Annotated in this window: 19 protein-coding genes and 1 tRNA gene; 9 read left to right on the top strand and 11 right to left on the bottom strand. The window is 63.1% G+C overall.

The window, feature by feature from the left end; genetic code table 11:
- Positions 1-591 precede the first annotated feature (591 nt).
- Both QAZ22_RS09055 and QAZ22_RS09060 read right to left on the bottom strand, forming a co-directional pair.
- Positions 592-668, bottom strand: a tRNA-Arg gene (locus tag QAZ22_RS09055).
- A 129-nt stretch (positions 669-797) separates the two neighbouring features.
- The gene (locus QAZ22_RS09060; RefSeq protein WP_278206383.1) at positions 798-1,961 is read right to left on the bottom strand and encodes a M20 aminoacylase family protein; all 1,164 of its coding nucleotides are present in this window, start codon (positions 1,959-1,961) and stop codon (positions 798-800) included.
- 216 nt (positions 1,962-2,177) lie between these two features.
- Between QAZ22_RS09060 and QAZ22_RS09065 the strand changes: the two genes are divergently transcribed.
- Positions 2,178-3,350, top strand: a complete 1,173-nt coding sequence (locus QAZ22_RS09065; RefSeq protein WP_278206384.1) for a D-alanyl-D-alanine carboxypeptidase family protein — start codon at positions 2,178-2,180, stop codon at positions 3,348-3,350.
- Between the two features lie 15 nt (positions 3,351-3,365).
- A complete protein-coding gene (locus tag QAZ22_RS09070) occupies positions 3,366-4,472 on the top strand; it encodes a GTP-binding protein (RefSeq protein ID WP_278206385.1) in 1,107 nt (368 codons plus the stop codon).
- 19 nt (positions 4,473-4,491) lie between these two features.
- On the opposite strand, the gene QAZ22_RS09075 is transcribed toward QAZ22_RS09070, so the two are convergent.
- From QAZ22_RS09075 to QAZ22_RS09095, 5 genes are all read right to left on the bottom strand, one after another.
- On the bottom strand, positions 4,492-4,728 hold the full coding sequence (locus QAZ22_RS09075; protein ID WP_278073614.1) for a sulfurtransferase TusA family protein: 237 nt from the start codon (positions 4,726-4,728) through the stop codon (positions 4,492-4,494).
- An 11-nt stretch (positions 4,729-4,739) separates the two neighbouring features.
- Entirely contained in the window at positions 4,740-6,032 is a 1,293-nt protein-coding gene (locus QAZ22_RS09080) for a murein L,D-transpeptidase family protein (RefSeq protein ID WP_278206386.1), read from the bottom strand.
- Positions 6,033-6,348: 316 nt separating this feature from the next.
- Positions 6,349-7,299: an acetyl-CoA carboxylase carboxyltransferase subunit alpha gene (locus QAZ22_RS09085; RefSeq protein WP_278206387.1), complete on the bottom strand. Its 951-nt coding sequence runs from the start codon at positions 7,297-7,299 to the stop codon at positions 6,349-6,351.
- Positions 7,300-7,398: 99 nt separating this feature from the next.
- The gene (locus QAZ22_RS09090) at positions 7,399-8,313 is read right to left on the bottom strand and encodes a site-specific tyrosine recombinase XerD (protein WP_278206388.1); all 915 of its coding nucleotides are present in this window, start codon (positions 8,311-8,313) and stop codon (positions 7,399-7,401) included.
- A gap of 10 nt (positions 8,314-8,323) precedes the next feature.
- Positions 8,324-8,476, bottom strand: a complete 153-nt coding sequence (locus QAZ22_RS09095; protein ID WP_278207805.1) for a histidine kinase — start codon at positions 8,474-8,476, stop codon at positions 8,324-8,326.
- Positions 8,477-8,670: 194 nt separating this feature from the next.
- On the opposite strand from QAZ22_RS09095, the gene QAZ22_RS09100 reads away from it, so the two are divergent.
- From QAZ22_RS09100 to QAZ22_RS09110, 3 genes are read left to right on the top strand one after another with little or no spacing between them, the layout of a single operon-like run.
- Positions 8,671-9,282 (top strand): shikimate kinase, encoded by a 612-nt coding sequence (locus QAZ22_RS09100; RefSeq protein WP_278206389.1) that lies wholly within the window; start codon positions 8,671-8,673, stop codon positions 9,280-9,282.
- Positions 9,279-10,424 (top strand): 3-dehydroquinate synthase, encoded by a 1,146-nt coding sequence (gene aroB / locus QAZ22_RS09105; protein WP_278206391.1) that lies wholly within the window; start codon positions 9,279-9,281, stop codon positions 10,422-10,424. Before QAZ22_RS09100 ends, aroB begins: the two co-directional genes overlap by 4 nt.
- The gene (locus QAZ22_RS09110) at positions 10,421-11,311 is read left to right on the top strand and encodes a transporter associated domain-containing protein (protein ID WP_278206392.1); all 891 of its coding nucleotides are present in this window, start codon (positions 10,421-10,423) and stop codon (positions 11,309-11,311) included. The genes aroB and QAZ22_RS09110 overlap by 4 nt, the downstream gene beginning before the upstream one ends.
- A 112-nt stretch (positions 11,312-11,423) precedes the next feature.
- Here the strand turns inward: QAZ22_RS09110 and QAZ22_RS09115 are convergent, their stop codons facing one another.
- From QAZ22_RS09115 to QAZ22_RS09130, 4 genes are all read right to left on the bottom strand, one after another.
- Positions 11,424-12,968 (bottom strand): SpoVR family protein, encoded by a 1,545-nt coding sequence (locus QAZ22_RS09115; RefSeq protein ID WP_278206393.1) that lies wholly within the window; start codon positions 12,966-12,968, stop codon positions 11,424-11,426.
- Between the two features lie 15 nt (positions 12,969-12,983).
- A complete protein-coding gene (locus QAZ22_RS09120; protein ID WP_278206394.1) occupies positions 12,984-14,294 on the bottom strand; it encodes a YeaH/YhbH family protein in 1,311 nt (436 codons plus the stop codon).
- Positions 14,295-14,312: 18 nt separating this feature from the next.
- Positions 14,313-16,262 carry a PrkA family serine protein kinase gene (locus QAZ22_RS09125; protein WP_278206396.1) on the bottom strand — a complete coding sequence of 650 codons (1,950 nt, stop codon included), beginning with the start codon at positions 16,260-16,262 and terminating at the stop codon, positions 14,313-14,315.
- 327 nt (positions 16,263-16,589) lie between these two features.
- Entirely contained in the window at positions 16,590-16,955 is a 366-nt protein-coding gene (locus QAZ22_RS09130; protein WP_278206397.1) for a hypothetical protein, read from the bottom strand.
- Between the two features lie 295 nt (positions 16,956-17,250).
- Between QAZ22_RS09130 and QAZ22_RS09135 the strand changes: the two genes are divergently transcribed.
- The 4 genes from QAZ22_RS09135 (at position 17,251) to QAZ22_RS09150 (ending at position 20,629) form a co-directional block, all read left to right on the top strand.
- The gene (locus QAZ22_RS09135; RefSeq protein WP_278206398.1) at positions 17,251-18,063 is read left to right on the top strand and encodes an alpha/beta hydrolase; all 813 of its coding nucleotides are present in this window, start codon (positions 17,251-17,253) and stop codon (positions 18,061-18,063) included.
- 31 nt (positions 18,064-18,094) lie between these two features.
- Positions 18,095-18,394, top strand: coding sequence for a hypothetical protein (locus QAZ22_RS09140; RefSeq protein ID WP_278206399.1), 300 nt, complete (start codon positions 18,095-18,097; stop codon positions 18,392-18,394).
- A 124-nt stretch (positions 18,395-18,518) separates the two neighbouring features.
- A complete protein-coding gene (locus QAZ22_RS09145; RefSeq protein ID WP_278206401.1) occupies positions 18,519-19,568 on the top strand; it encodes an SGNH/GDSL hydrolase family protein in 1,050 nt (349 codons plus the stop codon).
- The gene (locus QAZ22_RS09150) at positions 19,565-20,629 is read left to right on the top strand and encodes an acyltransferase (protein WP_278206402.1); all 1,065 of its coding nucleotides are present in this window, start codon (positions 19,565-19,567) and stop codon (positions 20,627-20,629) included. Before QAZ22_RS09145 ends, QAZ22_RS09150 begins: the two co-directional genes overlap by 4 nt.
- Positions 20,630-20,638 lie beyond the last annotated feature (9 nt).

Here is a 20,638-nt window from a genome sequence, read left to right on the forward strand (position 1 = left end):
ATGTTCCTTGATGATGCATCTGGCCAACGTCCTTACAGGGAGCTTGATGACCATCATGTCGCATCGCCGCAGAGCCATGGTTGTGCTCCGCGGCCCACTGGGCGCCACGCGGAGCCGCTGCCGCGTTGGCATGGCCGTAAAGGACTGTGGTGAACGCCATCAGCAGGGCGAGGCATACGGCGAGCCAACGCGGCCCGCCGAATCCCGACGAGCGCTTCATCGAACGGCCCAGCCTTGATCGGATGCCATTCCGATCCACAATCAAACCCTTCTGCTCGTGGCGGCGAACACCATCTTCAAGTTGATCATATCCCAGAGACCCGGGCAGGAATTTGCTCTAGGTCAAAGAGTTCAGGGCTCTGGAAAGAGGCCTTCCCCAAGTCCTCCTGCACAAAAGCGTGTGACGTCAGCGTGGAGAGCTGGCGAGATGCTTGTTGCCCCGGCATGCGTTCGGAATTGCTGCCGATCGGCTTCAAGCTTTCATGCCGGCTTTAACTCGCGGACGTTGTTGCCCGAACCGGGTGATCCGCGAATTTCGCCGTACCAGTCTTCAGAAAAAGTAGCGGCGGCCCGCTAAGCCATTTGAAAGAATGGTGATCCCGACAGGAATCGAACCTGTGACCTACAGATTAGGAATCTGCCGCTCTATCCTACTGAGCTACGGGACCACGCGGCCAGACACATAGCCGCTTCGGGCCGGTTCGCCAAGGGGTGATGCTGTCCGGTCGCGCGGCGCCTTGCTCCACGACGTCAGCCAGGCGGGGCGGCGAGGCGAACGCTCGCCGCTGCAAAGGCGGTCAGGCCGCCAGCGCCGTCTCCGCCAGCCTCACCCAATAGCTCATGCCGTGCGGGATGACTTCGTCGTTGAAGTCGTAGGCGGGATGGTGGAGGCCGGCCGAGTCGCCGTTGCCGATGAAGATGAAGGCGCCGGGGCGCGCTTCCAGCATGTAGGAAAAGTCCTCGCCGCCCATCACCGGCTGGATGGCGCGGTGAACATGGGCGTCGCCGGCGACGTCGGCAGCGATATCGCTGGCGAAGACCGTCTCTTCCGGGTGGTTGAAGGTGACCGGATAGTTGGCGTCGTAGTCGACCTCGATCGTCGCGCCAAAGGCCGACGCAAGGCCCGCGCAGATGGCGCGGATGCGCTCTTCCGCCTTCCTGGCCACTTCTTTCTTCAGCGTGCGCACGGTGCCGGCGATCTCGGCTTTCTCCGGAATGACGTTGTAGGCATCGCCGGCGTGGAATTTGGTCACCGACACCACGACGGCCTCGACCGGATCGGTGCTGCGCGAGGCGATGGTCTGCAGCGCGCCCACCAGCTGGCTGGTGATGACGATCGGGTCGATGGTGCCGTGCGGCATGGCCGCGTGGCCGCCATGCCCCTTGACGGTGATGGTGAATTCGGCGGTCGCGGCCATGATCGGGCCGGGCTTGATGGCGAACTCGCCGACGGGCAGGCCGGGCATGTTGTGCATGCCGAACACCTTCGAGATGCCGAAGCGCTCCATCATGCCGTCCTTGACCATTTCGTTGCCGCCCCCGCCGCCTTCCTCGGCCGGCTGGAAGATCACCGCCACGGAGCCGGCGAAATTGCGCGTCTCGGCAAGATATTTGGCGGCGCCGAGCAGCATGGCCGTGTGGCCGTCATGACCGCAGGCATGCATCTTGCCGGCAACGGTCGACGCATAGGGCTTGCCGGTGATCTCGTTGATCGGCAACGCGTCCATGTCGGCGCGCAGCCCGATGGTCGAACCTTCGCCCTTGCGGCCGTGAATGATGCCGACGACGCCAGTCTTGCCAAGCCCCGTCACAACCTCGTCGCAGCCGAAGGCCTTCAGCTTGTCGGTGACGAAAGAGGCGGTCTGGAAGACGTCGAAGTTCAGTTCCGGCGTCTGGTGCAGATGGCGTCGCCAGCCGGCGACTTCTTCCTGCATTTCCGCGGCACGGTTGAGAATTGGCATAGTCGGTCCATTTCTTTGTTGGGGCAGGCGGTTCAGGTCCGCTTGCTCAGCGATTGTGATTGCCTGGCGTTTTGCCATTTTGGCGTCACATAGGGTAAATAGCACCGCATAACGCGGTCCGGGGTCGAGGGTCGGTCCGCACCATGCTGGCCATCGCGTAATGAAATCTTACGGAGCCAGCGGCGATTACGGCAAGAGGCGATTTCGGAATAGATCATGCGGCAAAGGCATTTCCTCAACCTATTGCTTGCGGGAGCACTGGCGCTACCGATGTTTTGCGACGCGGCGCGCGCCAATCCGGTCGTGCTGTTCGACCTGAAGAGCGGCAAGGTTCTCGAGCATCAGGATGCCTTCAAGCGCTGGTATCCGGCCTCGCTCAGCAAACTGATGACGGCCTATGTCACGTTCCGGGCGATCGCCGCCGGCGAGGTGGCGCTCGATTCGCCGATCAAGGTGACGAAGCATTCGGCCGGCGAGCCGCCGAGCAAGATGGGCTTCAAGCCGGGTTCGGTGATGCGGCTCGACAATGCGCTGAAGATGATGCTGGTCAAATCGGCCAACGACATCGCCATGGCGGTCGGCGAGAATATCGGCGGGTCGCAGGCGGCCTTCGCCGACCGCATGAATGCCGAGGCCGCCAGGCTCGGCATGGTCGGAACGCATTTCGTCAATCCGAACGGTCTCTATTCGCCGGACCAGTACACGACCGCGCGCGACCTCGCCGTGCTGGTGACGGCGCTCCGCAACGACTTTCCGCAATATGCGCCGTGGTTCTCCATCGAGGGGCTCGCCGTCGGCAAGAAGGCGCTCCCGAACTACAACCTGCTGATCGGGCGCTATCCGGGCGCCGACGGCATGAAGACCGGTTTCGTCTGCTCGTCGGGCTTCAACATGATCGGCTCGGCGACGCGCAACGGCCGCACGCTGGTCGCCGTGGTGCTCGGCGAGAAATCCGCCATCAGCCGCGCGGAGGCGGCGGCGAAGCTGCTCGACCAGGGTTTTGACACACCGGCGGCGGGCTCGACGACGCTCGCGGCGCTCAAGCCCTATGGCGACACGCTGTCGCCCAACGATCTGCATGACGAGATCTGCAAGAAGAAGCCGAAGGACGAGCAATCCGAGGCAGCGCCCGCCGTTGCCGCCAAGGACAAGCCGAAATCGCTATATCAGGTGAAGCTCGACCATCCGACTCTGATCGCGGTCGGCCTCGGCGGCGCGACCGGACCGGCGCCCAAGGCTTTCGTCGACCAGACCGATCAGAATTACGCCGACGTGCCGCTGCCGACCTGGCGGCCCGACATGCCGCTGCCGGACGGTGCCGCGCCCGCGTCAACCCCGACGGCCGCCGCCGCCGCGCAGGGCGATCAGCCGGCCAAGGCCGCCAACTAGCCGGTGACCGGGCGGATGAGCGGCTTTCCCATTCCCGTCTCGGTGCTCACCGGCTTTCTCGGCGCCGGCAAGACGACGCTGCTCAACAGGCTGCTCAAGGATCCGCAGCTTGCCGACACGGCGGTCATCATCAACGAGTTCGGCGAAGTGGCGATCGACCACCTGCTGGTCGAGCAGGCCTCCGACGGCATCATCCAGCTTTCCGACGGTTGCCTCTGCTGCACTGTGCGCGGCGACCTCGTCGATACGCTAGCCGATCTCGTCGACCGGCTGCAGACCGGCCGTATCGCCAGGCTTGCCCGCGTCGTGATCGAAACCACCGGACTTGCCGACCCCGCGCCGGTGCTGCAGTCGATCATGGCGCATCCGGCGCTGGTGGAGGCCTTCCGGCTCGACGGCGTCGTCACGCTGGTCGATGCCGTCAACGGCGAGGCCGCGCTCGATGGCCATGTCGAGGCGGTGAAGCAGGCCGCGGTCGCCGACCGCATCGTGCTCACCAAGACCGACCTTGCCGATGCGAACGATGTCGAGGCGTTGCGGGCGAGGCTCAGGCAGATCAATCCGGGCGCGGTGCTGCTCGACGTCAACGATCCCGCTACGGGTGCTGCGTCCCTGTTCAATTGCGGCCTCTACAATCCCGAAACCAAGAGTGCTGACGTGCGGCGCTGGCTCGGCGAAGAGGCCGCGCACGATCACGATCATCATCACCACGATGATGAGGACCATGATCATCATCACCACGACCACCGCCATGACAGCCGCGTGCGCTCCCACGCGCTCATCCACGACGGACCGGTGCCGTTCTCGGCGATCGAGATGTTCCTCGATCTCTTACGCTCGACGCACGGCGATAAGCTGCTGCGCATGAAGGGCGTCATCGAACTCGCGGAAGATCCGTCACGGCCCTTGGTGATCCACGGCGTGCAGAAGATCCTGCATCCGCCGGCAAGGCTGCCGACATGGCCGGATGGCCAGCGCGGTACCCGACTGGTGCTGATCACGCTCGATATGCCGGAAGACTATATCCAGCGGCTGTTTTCCGCCTTCACCAACAAGCCGTCTATCGACACGCCCGACCGGGCGGCGCTCGAAGCCAATCCGCTGGCGATCGCCGGGCTGTAGGCAAAGGAAGCAGGCAGGTTCAGGCCGCGCCGCCGCGCTCGACCAGGAAGCGATGGCCGCCGGCAACCGCGGCCGTCTCGATCAGCCGATGGCCGGCATCGGCACAGAAGGCCGGAATGTCGATCACGGCCAGCGGGTCGGTGGTTTCGAGCCACAGCCGGCTGCCGGGCCGCATCGCGGCAAGGCGCTTGCGCGCCTTCAGCACCGGCAATGGGCAGTTCAATCCCTTGAGGTCGTAAATGACGGGCCTGGGCAAGGCGAAACCTCTCAGCCGCCGAACATGCCGAGCAGCTTCTTCTTCAGCTTCGAGACCGTCCCCTCGTCGGCGCTTGCCGCCTGTGTCTCAGCCGGCTGGGCCGGCGCCGCCTCGACGCCCGCGGTGGCCACCTGCTGCTGGGCTGCCTGCTTGGCGGCTTCCTTCTCGGCCAGAGCCTGCGCCTTGGCTTGCTCCTTGGCGGCCTTGGCCGCCTCGATCGCCGCCAGGCGCTGTTCCTCGGCCTTGCGCTTGGCCTCTTTCTCGGCGTCGAGCGCCGCCATCTTGCGGCCGAGCGGCGAATCGATGCGGCCCATGCGCACCGTCTCGGTCACCGAGCCGTCGGCATTCATCGACGGCGGGTCGATCGGTACCCGCTCGCCGCGTGCGCGGCGCTTCGACCAGTCGGAAACGAGGCTGGCTTCCTTGATGCCGGCAATGGTCGGCTTGGGCGCCACCGAGCTCGACTTCACTGCCGAACTGAAGGCCGCGTCGTAGCTCTTCTCATAGTTGGCATAGGCCGTCTTCAGCGAGTCGGGCTGCGTCGTTGCCGGGCAGGGGCCGGTCGGGTCGAAGGTCGTGCCTTCGGGCGCCACCTGGTTGAAGACGTAGCGCTTCTCGCAGACGTCGACCTTGGGCGGTACCTTGGTGATCTCGAAATTGTCATAGCCGACCTTCAGCATCTTCCAGAACTCGTAGTTCGGGTCGTTGCGATAGCGCGCCATGTTGGCGGCGGTCATGCGGAACGGGAAGGCCTGGATCTGGAACTCGGTCTGGCCGCCCTGGAAGGCGTCACGGCCGAAGGCATAGATCTGCTCGATCTGTGCGTCGGTCATCGAATAGCAGCCGGAAGACGAGCAGGCGCCATGCACCATCAGATTGGCGCCGGTGCGGCCGTTGGCGCGGTCATAGGCATTGGGGAAGCCAATGTTGAAGGACAGATGATAGTTCGAGCGCGGATTCATCTGCGACGGACGCACCGTGTAGAAGCCTTCCGGCGCCTGGCGGTCGCCCTCGGTGTATTTGGGGCCGAGCTTGCCCGACCATTTGCAGATGTCGTAGGTGGCGACGAGATCGTAGCGGCCGTTGGTCTTGGCCTTCCAGATCTCCAGCTTGCCCTCTTCCTTGAAGATACGCGCCATCACCGAGGAGGTGCGCACCATGCCTTTGGCCTTCATGTCGGCCAGAATCTTGTCCGGCAGCGGCTTGTTGGCCTCCGGCGCGAAATCCTTCATCGACGAATCATTGCAGCCGGCGACGCCTATCGCGGCGATCAGGACTCCGGTGCGGGCAAGCTTGGCAAACATCGATACGGCTATGTCTTTTCTCTCGGGTCAACGGCTTCGGCTTGGCCGGCCCCGCAGGCTGAACACCAATGGACCGTAAGCCCGTTAACCTTGAAAATTCCTTACCGCAAGCTTCGACGAACCCCTCACGGCAATTTTCATTGAGCCGAATCCAGCGGCATTTTTGTGGCGAAATTGTTCATTGCCGCCACAGTTTACCACGGGCAGCCCGATTAAAGCGCGCCGCGTTGAAACGGATTCAGGCGACGCGCTTTAAGTTCTTGTCTTGATGCATGTCGTTCTCCCAAAACCGCTGCGCACTTTTGGGCGACATGCACTAAAGGCTGCGGCCCATCGCCAGATATTTCTCGCGGCGCTGTTCGCGGAAATCGATGTTGGCGCCGGCAAAGTCCTTCATCGTCTTGGCGATGAGGTCGCCGGTGGCGGTGATCACCTTTTCCGGTGCTCGCTGGGCGCCGCCCATCGGCTCGGGAACGATGGCGTCGATGATCTTCATCTCGAGAAGGTCCTGGGCGGTGATCTTCATGCTCGTCGCCGCGTCCTTGGAGCGGGTGGTGTCGCGCCACAGGATCGAGGCGGCGCCCTCCGGCGAAATCACCGAATAGATGGCATGCTCCAGCATATAGACGCGATTGGCGGTGGCGATGGCGATGGCGCCGCCCGAACCGCCCTCGCCGATGACGACCGAGATCGACGGCACCTTGAGCGCCAGGCAGGCGGAGGTGGAGCGCGCGATGGCCTCGGCCTGGCCTCGCTCCTCGGCGCCGACACCGGGATAGGCGCCGGCCGTGTCCACCAGTGTCAGAAGCGGGATCTTGAAACGGTCGGCAAGCTCCATCAGGCGCACCGCCTTGCGGTAGCCTTCCGGCCGCACCGAGCCGAAATTGTGCTTGATGCGGCTTGCCGTATCCGAGCCCTTCTCCTGGCCGATCACCGCCACCGGCTCGCCGCGGAAGCGGGCGAAGCCGCCGACGATCGCCTGGTCGTCGCCGAAATTGCGGTCGCCGGCCAAAGGCGTGAAATCGCTGAACAGGCCCTTGATGTAGTCGACGCAGTGCGGCCTGTCGGGATGGCGCGCCACCTGCACCTTCTGCCAGGGAGTGAGCGCCTTGTAGAGGTCGCGCAACGCATCGCGCGACCGCTTCTCCAGCCGGCTGATCTCGTCGGCGACATCGACCGCCTCGCCGTTCTCCGCGAGCTTCTTCAGCTCAAGGATCTTGAGTTCCAGATCCTGCACCGGCTTTTCGAAATCGAGGTAATTGTACATGCTTGGGCGGACCGATCCGTCGGAAGGCAATGGCTGGCGGAACCCTGGAAATGCTGGCTCCGGGCGGTGGAACGTCGCCCTCACATAGCGATATGAGGCCTAGTCGGCAAGCGGATGATGATCGTTGACCAGTCGCACCAGCCGCTCCTCCAGCACATGGGTATAGATCTGCGTGGTGGAGATATCGGCGTGGCCAAGCAGTTGCTGCACGGCTCTCAGATCGGCCCCGTTCTGCAGCAGATGACTGGCGAAGGCATGGCGAAGCACATGCGGCGAGATCTTGGCCGACGCGATGCCGGCCCGAGCCGCTAGACCCTTGAGGTCGCGGGCAAAGACCTGCCGGGAGAGATGGCCGCTTTCGGAAGAAGCCGGAAACAGATAGGAGCTCTCGGCAAAGGCCGGGCGCTCGGCCCTGACTTCAAGCCACGCCCGCATCGCGGCGCGTGCCTTGGCCGACAGCGGCACCATGCGCTCCTTGTCACCCTTGCCGCGTACCATGAAGAAACGGTCGTCGCGCTGCGCCACCGTCACCGGCAGGCCGACCAACTCGGAAACACGCAAGCCCGTGGCGTAGAGCACCTCGACGAGGGCATGCAGGCGCAGCGCCGCCAGCCGGTCCTCGTCCGGCGCGGTGCCGCCCGCCTCCTCCGCCGCGCGGTCGAGCAGGCGGCCGGTCTCGGCCTCGGTCATGGTCTTCGGCAGCGGCCGGCCCTTCCTCGGGCTGTCCAGCGTCCCGGTCGGGTCGTCGCCGCGCAAGCCTTCCGCATAGAGGAATTTGAAGAACTGGCGGATCGCAGACAGTTTGCGCGCCTGCGAGGTCGGAGCGAGGCCGCGCGCGGCGATGTCATCGAGATAAGCGCGGATGTCGGCCGCGCCCGCTCGCGCCAGCCCGCCGCCGATGGCTTCGGAGGCGTCCTCGAGGTCGCGGCGGTAGGAGGAAAGCGTGTTCTCGGCCGCCCCCCGCTCGGCACTCATCATCTCCAGAAAGGCTTCGATGCGGGCGGCGCTGTTCATCTGGCCGGGATCAGTTCTTCTTCGGATTGAGCTTCTCGGCGGGAATACGCACGCTCATTTCCGCCTGCTTCGGCTCCACGAACATCGCCAGGGCGAACATCACGCCATAGGCAATGCCTGCAAGAACCGCCAGCGTCACGACAAAGCGAAACAATGTCGGCATTAAGTCTTCGCCCGTCTTCTTGTTCTGCGATTCCAACCCCTGTGCCCTTATGGGACGCCAATCCGGCCAATTCAAGGACGAAGGATTTGGTCGAAGAAGGTTCCCGGTGAAAAGCCTACGATGCGGTCCGCTCGCGGCGCCGTGCTTGACGCAAACTGGCTTTTGATGTCGATACGGCGCAAAGAGGGTTCCGCATGAACGCGCTGCCAGCAAATCCGCCGGACGAAGGCCGTGTCGCTCTGCTCGAGCGGCTCGGCAGCCGTTCCATCGTCTTTGTCGGCCTGATGGGCGCCGGCAAGACGGCGATCGGCCGCAAGGTGGCAACGATGCTTTCGCTGCCCTTCATCGACAGCGACCAGGAGATCGAAAGCGTGTCGCGCATGACGGTGCCGGAGCTGTTCGAGCGCTATGGCGAGCCGGAGTTCCGGGCGCTGGAGCAGCGGGTGATCCTGCGTCTGCTCGAAAACGGACCGCAGGTGCTGTCGACCGGCGGCGGTGCCTTCATGAACACGCAGACGCGGGAGGCGATCGCCGCTCACGGCGTCTCGGTCTGGCTGAAGGCCGATCTCGATCTGTTGATGGAGCGGGTATCGAAGAAGCAGAACCGACCGCTGTTGAAGAATCCCGATCCGCGCGGCGTGCTGGAGAAGCTGATGGACGAGCGCTACCCGGTCTACGCCGCGGCCGACATCACGGTTCCGACCCGCGACGACCGCAAGGAAGTCATCGCCGGCGAGGTGGTATGCGCGGTTTGTGCCTATCTCGGTGTCGCCGCGATCGCGACCAGCGACGAGGTGGAACAGTGAGCCAGACCGAACCGGTAAAGGTCGAGGTCGGACTTGGCGACCGCGCCTATGACATTTTGATCGGGCCTGGCCTGCTCTCCGGCGCCGGAGCGGAAATTGCCGACCGCCTTCCCGGCACGCGCGCGGCCATCATCACCGACGAGAATGTCGCCGCCGCGCATCTCGAAACGCTGAAGTCCGGTCTGGAAAAAGGCGGCATCCAGGCGGCCGTCATCACGCTCCCGGCCGGCGAAAAGACCAAGAGTTTCGCCCATCTCGAAGAAGTGGTCGACGGCGTGCTTGCCGCCAAGCTCGAACGACGCGACGTGGTGATAGCACTCGGCGGCGGCGTCATCGGCGACCTTGCCGGCTTCGCCGCCGGCATCGTGCGCCGCGGGATGAACTTCGTGCAGGTGCCGACCTCGCTGCTGGCGCAGGTCGATTCTTCCGTCGGCGGCAAGACCGGCATCAACAGCGCCCGCGGCAAGAACCTGGTCGGCGTCTTCAACCAGCCCAAGCTGGTGCTGGCCGATACCGGCGTGCTCGACACGCTGCCGATCCGTGAGTTCCGCGCCGGCTATGCCGAGCTTGCCAAATACGGGCTGATCGACCGGCCCGGCTTCTTCGCCTGGCTGGAGGAGAACTGGCAAAAAGTGTTCGCTGGCGGCCAGGAGCGGACGCAAGCCATCGCCGAGGCCTGCCGCGCCAAGGCCGACGTCGTTGCGCGCGACGAATTCGAGACCGGCGACCGCGCCCTGCTCAACCTCGGACACACATTCGGCCATGCGCTCGAAGCGGCCACGAATTACGACGGCGCCCGCCTCGTCCATGGCGAGGGCGTCGCCATCGGCATGGCGCTGGCGCACCGTTTCTCGGCGCGCCTCAACCTGGCGAGCCCGGACGATGCCGAGCGCGTGGAAGCGCATCTTCGCGCCGTCGGCCTGCCCTGGCGGATGGCCGACATATCGGGCGATCTGCCGGACGCCGAAGCGCTGCTCGGCTTCATCACCCAGGACAAGAAAGTCTCGCGAGGCGCGCTCACCTTCATCCTGACGCGTGGCGTCGGCCAGGCCTTCATCGCCAAGGACGTGCCGCCCTCGGAAGTGCTGGCGTTCCTGAAGGCGAGCCATCCCGAACGGCTCAAGATGAGCCATTCCAGATGATCGACGCCGGCTGGATCGCCGCAGCCGTCCTTGCCGCCGTCATCCTGCTGGCGTTTCTTTTGCGCACGCGCCTCTTCGCCGCGCTCGGCTACAGTCTGCAACCGATCGAGCCGATGGCGCCCGAGGACGATCAATCGGACGAGAACGGCGACGACACCCGCCGCAACGGGCAGACGCGCGAGGACCGCAACCGGCTGGGCGAGCTTTTCGAACTCGAGGAGCTCGAAGTGTCGGACGTGATGGTCCATCGCACCAACATGCGCTCGGTCAACGCCGACGATCCGCCGGAAATGGTGGTGCGCGAGATCCTGCAGAGCCCGCACACACGCATGCCGCTGTGGAAAGGTTCGCTGGACAACATTGTCGGCGTGCTGCACGCCAAGGATCTGCTGAGGGCGCTCAACGAGGTCGGCAACGACTTTTCCAAGATCGACGTGACAAAAATCGCGTCGAAGCCATGGTTCGTGCCCGACACCACCACCTTGCAGGAGCAACTCAACGCCTTCCTGCGCCGCAAGGCGCATTTCGCCATCGTCGTCGACGAATATGGCGAGATGGAAGGACTGGTGACGCTTGAGGACATCATCGAGGAGATCGTCGGCGAGATCGCCGACGAGCACGATGTCGACATGCAGGGCGTCAAGCAGGAGGCCGACGGCTCGGTCGTCGTGGATGGCACGGTGCCGATCCGCGATCTCAACCGGGCGCTCGACTGGGACCTGCCGGACGAGGAGGCCACGACGATCGCCGGCCTCGTCATCCACGAGACACAGACCATCCCCGAGGAGAAGCAGGCCTTTACCTTCCACGGCAAGCGATTCGTCGTAATGAAGCGTGACAAGAACCGTATCGCAAGGTTGAGGATCCGGCCTGCCGGCGACGGCTAAAGCGCGTCGCGCTGAAACGGATTCATGCGACGCGCTTTAAGTCTTTGTTTTGAAGCATGTCGTTCTCCCAAAACCGCTGCGCTTTTCCTGGAATTGTCGTAGGGGTCGAGGATCAGAAATCCTTTGTCGAACGCTCGCTGAGCATCGCACCCGTTTCAGTGTCGATCGCCGCCAGGCTGACGTCGTAGCCCCATAGGGTTCGGATATGGCGCAGGGTCGCGTCGCGGCTTTCGTCTTCGAGCAGGATGCCGTTCTTGACATTGTGCTGCAGCCGCAGATGCCGGTCGCCCAAGAGGTCCACGTCAACCACCTGGATGTCGGGCCGGCTCGCGCCCACGTCGTAGCTTTGCGCCAGCGCGGACCGTATCTTGCTGTAGCCGCGTTCATTATGGATCGAGGCGACTTCGTAGTGCGGCTCGTCGGCGCCGTCGGCCAGCACGAAGAGCCGCCATTTGCGGATCAGGGCCGGGCTCAGATATTGGCGGATGAAGGATTCGTCACGGTGATTGGCCCAGGCATCGAGCAGTGTGTCGCGCCAGTCGCCACGGCCGGCGATGTCCGGAAACCAGTCGCGGTCCTCCGCCGTCGGTTCGGTCGACATGCGCTGGATGTCCTGCATCATGTCGAGCCCGAGGGCATAGGGATTGATGCCGGAGAAGCGCGGGTCGTCGAAGGCCGGCTGGAAGACCACGTTCGAATGGTTGCGCAGGATCTCGAGCATGGCGCCTTCGCTGATGCGGCCACGGTCGAAAAGCGTGTTCATGATCGTGTAGTGTACGAAGGTGGCGCAGCCTTCGTTCATCACCTGCGTTTGGCGCTGCGGATAAAAATACTGCGCAATGACGCGGACGATCCTGACGATCTCGCGCTGCCAGGGCTCGAGGACGAGACTGTTCTTCTCGAGGAAATAGAGCAGGTTTTCCTCCGGCAAGTTGAGCGATTTCTTCCGCTCCGCCACGCCGTCGTCGCGTGTTCCGGTCTTGTCGGCTTCATGCGAGGGCGGCAGCGTGCGCCACAAGTCGTTATAGGACCGCTCCTCGTATTCGAGGCGCTCGCGGAGCCCCTCGCGCTGCTGCTCCGACGACAGCTTCGGGGGTCGATGGTAGCGGAAGACGCCCTGCTCCATCAGCGCATGGGCGGAATCGAGGATCGCCTCTACCGCTGCCAGGCCGTGCCGTTCCTCGCATCGGGCTATGTAGCTCTTTGCAAAATCGAGATAGCTCAGGATTCCCCCGGCGTCGGTCCATTGCCGGAAGAGATGATTGTTCTTGAAGAAGTGGTTGTGCCCAAGCGCGGCATGGGCGGTCACCAGGGCCTGCAGGGCCATGGTGTTCTCTTCCATCAGGTAGACGATGCAGGGATTGGAATTGATGACAAGTTCGTAGGCCAAACCGCGAGCGCCCTTGCGGTAGAGAAGTTCGTCATAGAGGAAGCGTTTGCCGAACGACCAGTGCCGATACATCAGCGGCATGCCGACCGAGGAATAGGCGTCGAGCATCTGCTCGGAGGAAATGACCTCCATCTGCACCGGATAGATGTCGAGGTGAAGCTCTTCCTTGCCGATCGCCTCGATCTCGTCGTAGACGCGCGACAATTTGGCAAAATCCCAGTCCGACCCGGAAAACAGCAGCTCGGATTTGCGCGCCTGACTGACCATCGGCTGCCCCCGCCTTCACGCGCTCTTGCGCAGATCGGGCTGCCTGGCGAACATCTCGCGAAAGACCGGATAGATATCGGCCGGAGCAGCGATGCGCCGCATCTGGAAATTCGGCCATTTGCCGTCGACAGCGTTGTAGGCGCGCCAGAGCGATGTCCCGTTCTCGGTCGAGCCGAAAATGTGGCTTTCCCGTTCGTCGATGATCTCCACATAGGCGAAATACTGGCAAAGGCGCATGAGCTTGCGATCGAGCAGTTCTATGCAGCGCTCGGAATCGGTGGCGAAGTTGTCGCCGTCGGAAGCCTGGGCAGCGTAGATATTCCATTCCGCGACCGGATAGCGCTCCTCGATGATGCGGTGCATTTCCTCGAGCGCCGTGGAAACCACGGTGCCACCGCTTTGCGTGTGGTAGAAGAACGTATGCTCGTCCACCTCCTTGGCCTCGTGGGTGTGGCGAATGAAGACGATCTCGGTACGCTCATAACGACGCGTCAGGAACAGATGCAGCAGCACGAAGAAGCGTTTGGCCAAATCCTTCTCGCGCTCTCCCATCGATCCAGAGACGTCCATCAGGCAGAACATGACCGCGCTGGCATTTGGCACCGGCTGGGGATCGAAGCGATTGAAGCGGATATCGACCGGGTCGACATAGGCAATTCGCTTGCGCCGGCGTTGAAGCCGATCAAATTCCGTGCGCAGGGCCGCGAGGCGTTCTCGTATCGCCGGGCTTGGCGGCTTCGATTCCAACTCGGCAATCTGCCTGGCAATCGCGTCCAGCTCCGCCTGCTTGGGACGCCCGAGCGCGATGCGGCGCCCATGGCTGTTTCGCATCGTGCGTCCGACATTGATGTTGGTCGGCGCCCCACTTGCCGTGAAGCCTGCCCGTCTTGGCTTGAAACTCAGTATCTGCTTGAGATTGAGCTTGACCAGATCGGGCAGTTCGAGGTCCTCGAAGAAGAGGTCGAGCACTTCCTCGCGCGACAGGACGAAGCGAAAGTCGTCCTCGGATTCCGTGGTCCCCGGACCCGAAGGGCCAGCGCCCCCGCCGCCAGGCTTGGGGATCAGATCGCCGGGGCTGAACGACCTGTTGCCGGGCAGGACGTGCTGGCGCTGTCCGCTGTCCTTGGCGTTGTTGAAGGTTGGTTCGCCGGTGCCTTTGCGAGGCATCGGCACGGCATGCTCGCGGTCGATCTCGGCGATGCCGCCCGTGCGAACCTTATCGCGGATGCTGCGCTTGAGCTCGTCCCGGGCGCGCCTGAGGAAGCGCTGACGATTGCCCAGGCTTTTGTCCTTCGGGTTGAGGCGGCGGTCGATGAAGATCGGCATGGAACCGTTCGGGCTTGCTCAACCCGCCTTGTTCACGCGCATGTACCAGTCGACCAGCCGGCGCACCTGCCGCTGTGTATAGCCGCGCTCCACCATCCGCTGCACGAACTCGTTATGCCGCTTCTCCGTGACGCTGTCCTGCTTGGAACCGAAGCTGATCACGGGCAGCAGATCTTCGACCTGGCCGAACATGCGCTTCTCGATAACCTCGCGAAGCTTTTCATAGCTCGTCCAGGACGGGTTGCGGCCGTGATTGCGCGCGCGTGCGCGCAAGGTGAATTTGACCACTTCGTTGCGGAAGTCCTTGGGATTGGCGATGCCCGCCGGTTTCTCGACCTGCGACAACTCCTTTTCCAGGACCTCGCGATTGAGGATCTGGCCTGTATCGGGGTCCTTGAAGTCCTGATCCTCGATCCAGGCATCGGCGTAGGCGATATAGCGGTCGAAAAGGTTCTGGCCGTATTCGCTGTACGATTCCAGATAGGCCTTCTGGATCTCATGACCGATGAACTCGGCATAGCGTGTCGCCAGTTCCGACTTGATGAATTCGAGATAGGCGGCTTCCGTTTCCTTCGGGAATTGCTCGCGCTTGATCGCCTCCTCGAGGATGTACATCAGGTGCACGGGATCGGCGGCGACCTCCTTGGTGTCGTAGTTGAAAGTCTGGGACAGGATCTTGAAGGCGAAGCGCGTGCTGACCCCGGTCATGCCTTCGTCGACACCGGCGGCATCGCGATATTCCTGGACCGACTTCGCCTTCGGGTCGATCTCCTTGAGGTTCTCGCCATCATAGGCGCGCATCTTGGTGTAGAGCGGCGAATTCTCGTGCTCGGCAAGGCGGGTCGAGACGGTGAAGCGGCTGAGAATGTCCAGCACCTCGGGCGCGCAGGGACTGTTCGCCAACTCGCTCTCGCGCAGCAGCTTCTCGTAGATGTGCCTTTCCTCGGTGATGCGAAGGCAATACGGCACCTTGACCACGAGGATACGGTCGAGGAAGGCCTCGTTGTTCTTGTTGTTCTTGAATTGCTGCCATTCCGATTCGTTGGAGTGCGCTACGACGATGCCCTGATAGGGGAAGGAGCCGAAATTCTCGGTGCCGTTGTAGCTGCCTTCCTGGGTTGCCGTCAGCAACGGGTGCAGGACCTTGATCGGCGCCTTGAACATTTCGACGAATTCGAGCAGGCCCTGCGTGGTCCGGTTCAAGCCGCCGCTGTAGGAATAGGCATCCGGATCGGACTGGCTGAAGTGTTCCAATTGCCTGATGTCGACCTTGCCGACCAGGGCGGAAACATCCTGATTGTTCTCGTCGCCAGGCTCGGTCTTGGCGATGGCGATCTGACGCAGACGCGACGGCGACAGCTTGACCACGCTGAATTTGGAAATGTCGCCGGATAGCTCGTCGAGGCGCTTGGCCGCCCAAGGCGAGATGAGGCCGTGCAAGCGACGGCGGGCTATCCCGTATTTATCTTCCAGCAAATCACCCATCCGGTCGGGATGGAAAAGGCCGAGCGGCGATTCGAAAATCGGGCTGATCTGGTTGCCGACCTTCAGCGTATAGATAGGACGCTGCTCCATCAGCTTCTTCAGCCGTTCGGCGAGCGAGGACTTGCCGCCGCCGACGGGGCCGAGGAGGTAGAGGATCTGCTTGCGCTCCTCGAGACCCTGCGAGGCATAGCGGAAATATCCGGCGATGCGCTCGATCGTATCCTCCATTCCGTAGAAGTCGGAGAAGGAGGGGTAAATCTTGACGGTGCGGTTCGAGAAGATGCGGCCGAGTCGCTCGTCCTTGCTGGTGTCGACCAGGTTCGGCTCGCCGATAGCCTCGACCATACGCTCAGGTGCCGAGGCATACATGGATTTGTCCTCTCGGCATCCAAGCAGATACTGTTGGAGGCTGATCTCTTCCTGGGCCGCGTTGGCGTAAATCTCCGAAAACAGATCGAAGACGTCTGATTGGTTCTCGCGCATGATGTTTTGCCTCGGAGCCGATAGGCTGCCAATCGGCTCATCGTTCCTTCAACTGTCGGAAAGCGCCGTTTGTTCCCGACAAACGCAATAAGCCAGCTGCGATCACTGAGGTTTGAGGAACCGCGCCGCGTGGCCGGAAAGAAGCGCCGCGTTGCGCGTCCCGATGCAGACTAAAAATCGCCCACCCGAATCAACAGCCAGGATCAGTGTGCGCTCGGTCGACCCATTTGCCAACCCATAACGGACGCGTCGACGCTGCGGTGCATTGTCGCCCGACAGATAGCTACCTATCCAAGAGCTTCAAGGGGGGGTGACCGGTTTTCGCAGCTACATGTCGTGGTCGGGAACATAGAGGCAGAACGAATGCTGCGACTTCGCGTCGCCGCCTGGCTTGCATTCGTGAAAGAACTCGTCGCGCGAGCGCTTGATCCGGCTGTCGGAGTAGGGGATGACCTCTCCGGTGGAGAGCTGGTATCCATACTTCGTTTCCTTAACATCGGACGTGGGTGCCTGATAGCAGTCCATTCCCGAGCAACATGAGCTGTCGTACTGCCAGCCCTTGGGCGACTGATGCGCGATCGCTGGAGCCGGAAGGAAGGCCGCGAGCGCAATTGCCGCAAGCAGCCGCAGAAGCCGCAAGCCGCCTCGGCGACCGTTGCTGTGCGCGGCTGGAACTCGATACGTCTTCATCATTGGTGGTCACCGTTCGGAAGCGCCGGCCGAGGGCATCGGCTCTCCGGTCTGACTAGCAATCCGCCCGGCAATCAAAACTGCCAGACCGGGGAAATGTTCCATGGTCCTGCTCGGGCGGCCGGGTTGCGCGCCGGCGCATTTGATGGTGCGAAAGGGGTGCCGGCCCACCGCCGACGCGCCGGCCGTGCGGCCGATGAACAATCCTTAACTGGACGCCCGCCGAGCTTGCATGCACTCTGTTTTTGTCTGGTGGGGGCCGAGGCGGTCGGGGCAGAGGGGCAGTCAGGAGATGATGATGATCGATCGGCGCCACTTTGTCCTTGCGTCCGTTGCCGCGCTCATGCCGACGGCTGCGTCGGCAGCCCGGCGCTTGCGCCAGCCGGCGCCACGGACGCTCGACTATGGACCGGCCAAGCTCGACGTCTACGCGCGGGAGGGCGCCAAGGGCGATCCGGTCGTCTTCTTCATCCATGGCGGCGCCTGGCGGATCGGCAACCGCTCCAATGTCAATGCCAAGCCGGGCTTCCTGCTCGCCGACGGCTTCCTGTTCGTCTCGATCGACTACCGCATGCTGCCCACGGCCGATGTCGCGACCCAGGCAAGCGACGTCGAGAAGGCTTACGGCTATGTGCGGGCCAACATAGCCAAATATGGCGGCGATCCCGACCGCATCGTGGTGATGGGCCACTCGGCCGGTTGCCATCTCGCGGCACTGACGGGGTTTCGCGGCGGCTTGCCCGGCGTTGCCGGGCTGGTGCTCGATGACACCGAAGCCTATGACATCGAGGCCCTGGCCAAGGCGCAGGGCGGCAAGCTGCGGCCGATATACGCGCAGGCGTTTTCGGATCCGAGCCAATGGCGGGCGTTGTCGCCCGCAACCTATATCGGCAAGGGCAAGCATCCGCCCGTGTTCATCGCCTATTCGAACGCGTCGATCCGCGCGGCCATGGCCCATGATCTCGCGGACCGGCTGCGGGCAGGGGGCACCAAGGTCACGCTGTTCGACGGCAGCGCCTATTCGCATATGGCGATCAACCGCCGCGTCGGTGAGGACGGCGATGCGCTGACTGCAGCGGTTATGGCCTTCCTGAAGGCAACGGTCGCCTGATCGTCGGCGAAACTGGATCACGTCAAGGTCGGTGGAAGCGGCCCGCGCCGACACATGCGAACGCTTCGAGGCGCTGCCCGACGGCGCGCTGTCGCGCCTGGGGCCGTTCCCCACCGAAGCGGTGATTTGGGGCGGTTCATCGTTTCGCGGAAACGCTGAACCGCTCTATCCCTTTGTTTTTGACGCATTCCGGATGGTGGCTACGGCGAAGTCGCCGAGCCTAGGCGTTCGCCATTTTCCTGGAACTGCTCAGAGCGGGCTCGGGCAGCATCGGTCAAGCTCCGCCGAGGAGTTCGACGGCATGGTTCGGGTGCCGGTCGATCCATCCTGATGATTGGTCAGCCACGCCGCGACCAATTGTGGGCGAGGCGGTGCAACCTTTGGAGGGAAGGGGCGTTCGCGTTCTAGTTGAGCGTCACCCCTGAAAGGTGCTGCCCGAGATGATTGATAAACGCATGCAGGCAACCCTGATGGCCGCATTGTTGCTCGTCATCGGGATCGCTGCCTGGCCAACATATGCTGCCGAGCCAGCCTTCAAGAATGCCCGGCTGATCGGACGGTTTCTCGACGCCGGCGATCAGGCGGCTTTCGAGTGGCCCGGCAGCGCGATCGAGTTCGCGTTCGCGGGCAGTTGGCTGGACGTCGTGCTCGACGATCGCGGCAAGAACAGCCTCGTGCTGGATGTCGACGGCAAACTGTCCCGGATCGATCTGAAGAAAGGCTCCAACACCTACCGTCTCGTCGCGACGCAGGGCGCGGATCGCCACTCCGTCCGGCTCGTGCGCCGTACCGAGGCGTTTTTCGGGACCACCACTCTCAAGGATGTGCGCACCGATGGCACGCTTCTGCGGCCTGTGCCGAAGAAGCGCAGCCTGTTGGTGATCGGCGACTCGATTTCCGTCGGTTACGGCATCGAGGGCAAGGACGCGAAATGCAAGTTCAGCGCCGATACGGAAAATCAGTACCTGACCTATGCCGCGATCGCGGCGCGACGCTACGATGCGGACGTAATCACCTTGGCCGCTTCGGGAAAGGGGCTCGTTCGCAACTTTCAGGGAGCCAAGGGGCGCACAATGGCGGACTTGTACGACCGGATTCTGCCCTCGCGGCGGGATCGCGAAGCGCTGCCCAAAACCGACGTCATCATCGTTCATCTCGGGACGAACGATTTCAGCGGCGGCGCCCGGCCCGCCAATTTTGCCGCCAGCTATGCCGAATTGCTGGCGAAACTGCGCGCCAATGCACCTCATGCGATGATCTACGCCGGGTTCGGGCCATTGCTAACGGGGGAGGATCTCGCCGCGGCGGACAAGGCGGTGGACGACGTGGTCAAGCAGCGGCGTGACGCCGGCGACAGCAAGACGGCGATGATCCGCTTCACCGAACCGCCTGGGGCATCGTTGCGCGGCTGCGACTGGCATCCCAACGAGGCCGGCCAGCAACGCATGGCCAATCAGCTTGAGAACAGGATCGAGGCGGACCTCGGCTGGACGCAAGCCCGATGAAGGCAGCATCCGCTGCTGGCTTGCAAGACGCCGCCGGGCCGGCGCGCGGGCGGACCATCCATTCTAAACTGCTCGGCCTGCAGGTGCTGCGGTTTGCGGCTGCCTTTTTCGTGGTCCTGTTCCATCTTGGCGTCGGCTTGCAGATCGAATTTGGCAACCGGACCAACATCTTTCACAACGGGGCGATTGGGGTCGACATCTTCTTCGTCATCAGCGGCTTCATCATCGCCTACACGACCGATCCCCAAAAAGGCGTGCTGTATTTCGTCAGACGTCGGCTTATGCGCATCGTCCCACTCTACTGGACACTGACGGCGGGCATTGCGGTCCTGGCCATGCTGAAGCCCGGTCTGCTGAATTCGACCGCGATCGACGGCGAGACCTTGATCAAGTCCCTGTTCTTCGTCCCGTTCGCAAAAGCGAATGGAGCCGTGCAGCCGATCCTGTTTCTGGGTTGGACGCTGAATTATGAGATGTTCTTCTACGGCATCTATGCCGCGTGCCTGGCGTTCGGCCTGGGCAGCCCGCTCGTGCCGGCCGCAATCATCGTGCTTCTCGTCGCCGCCACGAGTCTCGTGAAGCTGGATTACGTCCCGTGGCGGTTCTACACCAGTCCTTTGATGCTCGAATTCGTGCTCGGCATCGGCCTTTATCTTCTTTATAGGCGCAGCCCCGCGATCTTTCGCGGGCGCTCGCTGCCGATATTCCTCGTGTTCGTGGCGGCTATGGCGTTGCGCGCGCCGCTGCTCGAGATCCATTGGCTGGTGGCCAACGGCATTCCGGCGGTGCTGCTGGTCGCCGCCGTCCTGCCATGGGCGCCGGCCCCGACACCAATCGTCCTGTTCATGGTTCTGCTGGGGAACGTGTCCTATTCGCTCTATCTCTCGCACCCTTACGTGCTTCAACTCGCCGTCAAACTGATGCCGGACCATGCGGGAACCGCCACGCAGGTCCTGCTGGGCGGTGCCGCCTGCGTGCTTTCAGTTGCCCTCTCGATCGTGCTTTACTTTACGATCGAACGGCCGGCGCAGCTTGCCGCGCCTGTCCCGAAGCGTCGATGACAAGGTTCG

The organism is Mesorhizobium sp. WSM4906 (assembly GCF_029674625.1).
In the GTDB taxonomy this organism is placed as follows: Bacteria; Pseudomonadota; Alphaproteobacteria; order Rhizobiales; family Rhizobiaceae; genus Mesorhizobium.

What these genes read in the sequence shown, in the direction of transcription:
- QAZ22_RS09135 (WP_278206398.1), top strand. Translation starts at nt 17,251, where the DNA reads ATGATCGATCGGCGCCACTTTGTCCTTGCGTCCGTTGCCGCGCTCATG.
- QAZ22_RS09070 (WP_278206385.1), top strand. Translation starts at nt 3,366, where the DNA reads ATGAGCGGCTTTCCCATTCCCGTCTCGGTGCTCACCGGCTTTCTCGGC.
- QAZ22_RS09110 (WP_278206392.1), top strand. Translation starts at nt 10,421, where the DNA reads ATGATCGACGCCGGCTGGATCGCCGCAGCCGTCCTTGCCGCCGTCATC.
- QAZ22_RS09130 (WP_278206397.1), bottom strand. Translation starts at nt 16,955, where the DNA reads ATGATGAAGACGTATCGAGTTCCAGCCGCGCACAGCAACGGTCGCCGA.
- QAZ22_RS09065 (WP_278206384.1), top strand. Translation starts at nt 2,178, where the DNA reads ATGCGGCAAAGGCATTTCCTCAACCTATTGCTTGCGGGAGCACTGGCG.
- QAZ22_RS09115 (WP_278206393.1), bottom strand. Translation starts at nt 12,968, where the DNA reads ATGGTCAGTCAGGCGCGCAAATCCGAGCTGCTGTTTTCCGGGTCGGAC.
- QAZ22_RS09090 (WP_278206388.1), bottom strand. Translation starts at nt 8,313, where the DNA reads ATGAACAGCGCCGCCCGCATCGAAGCCTTTCTGGAGATGATGAGTGCC.
- QAZ22_RS09060 (WP_278206383.1), bottom strand. Translation starts at nt 1,961, where the DNA reads ATGCCAATTCTCAACCGTGCCGCGGAAATGCAGGAAGAAGTCGCCGGC.
- QAZ22_RS09095 (WP_278207805.1), bottom strand. Translation starts at nt 8,476, where the DNA reads ATGCCGACATTGTTTCGCTTTGTCGTGACGCTGGCGGTTCTTGCAGGC.
- QAZ22_RS09150 (WP_278206402.1), top strand. Translation starts at nt 19,565, where the DNA reads ATGAAGGCAGCATCCGCTGCTGGCTTGCAAGACGCCGCCGGGCCGGCG.
- QAZ22_RS09125 (WP_278206396.1), bottom strand. Translation starts at nt 16,262, where the DNA reads ATGCGCGAGAACCAATCAGACGTCTTCGATCTGTTTTCGGAGATTTAC.
- QAZ22_RS09145 (WP_278206401.1), top strand. Translation starts at nt 18,519, where the DNA reads ATGCAGGCAACCCTGATGGCCGCATTGTTGCTCGTCATCGGGATCGCT.
- QAZ22_RS09085 (WP_278206387.1), bottom strand. Translation starts at nt 7,299, where the DNA reads ATGTACAATTACCTCGATTTCGAAAAGCCGGTGCAGGATCTGGAACTC.
- QAZ22_RS09120 (WP_278206394.1), bottom strand. Translation starts at nt 14,294, where the DNA reads ATGCCGATCTTCATCGACCGCCGCCTCAACCCGAAGGACAAAAGCCTG.
- QAZ22_RS09080 (WP_278206386.1), bottom strand. Translation starts at nt 6,032, where the DNA reads ATGTTTGCCAAGCTTGCCCGCACCGGAGTCCTGATCGCCGCGATAGGC.
- QAZ22_RS09100 (WP_278206389.1), top strand. Translation starts at nt 8,671, where the DNA reads ATGAACGCGCTGCCAGCAAATCCGCCGGACGAAGGCCGTGTCGCTCTG.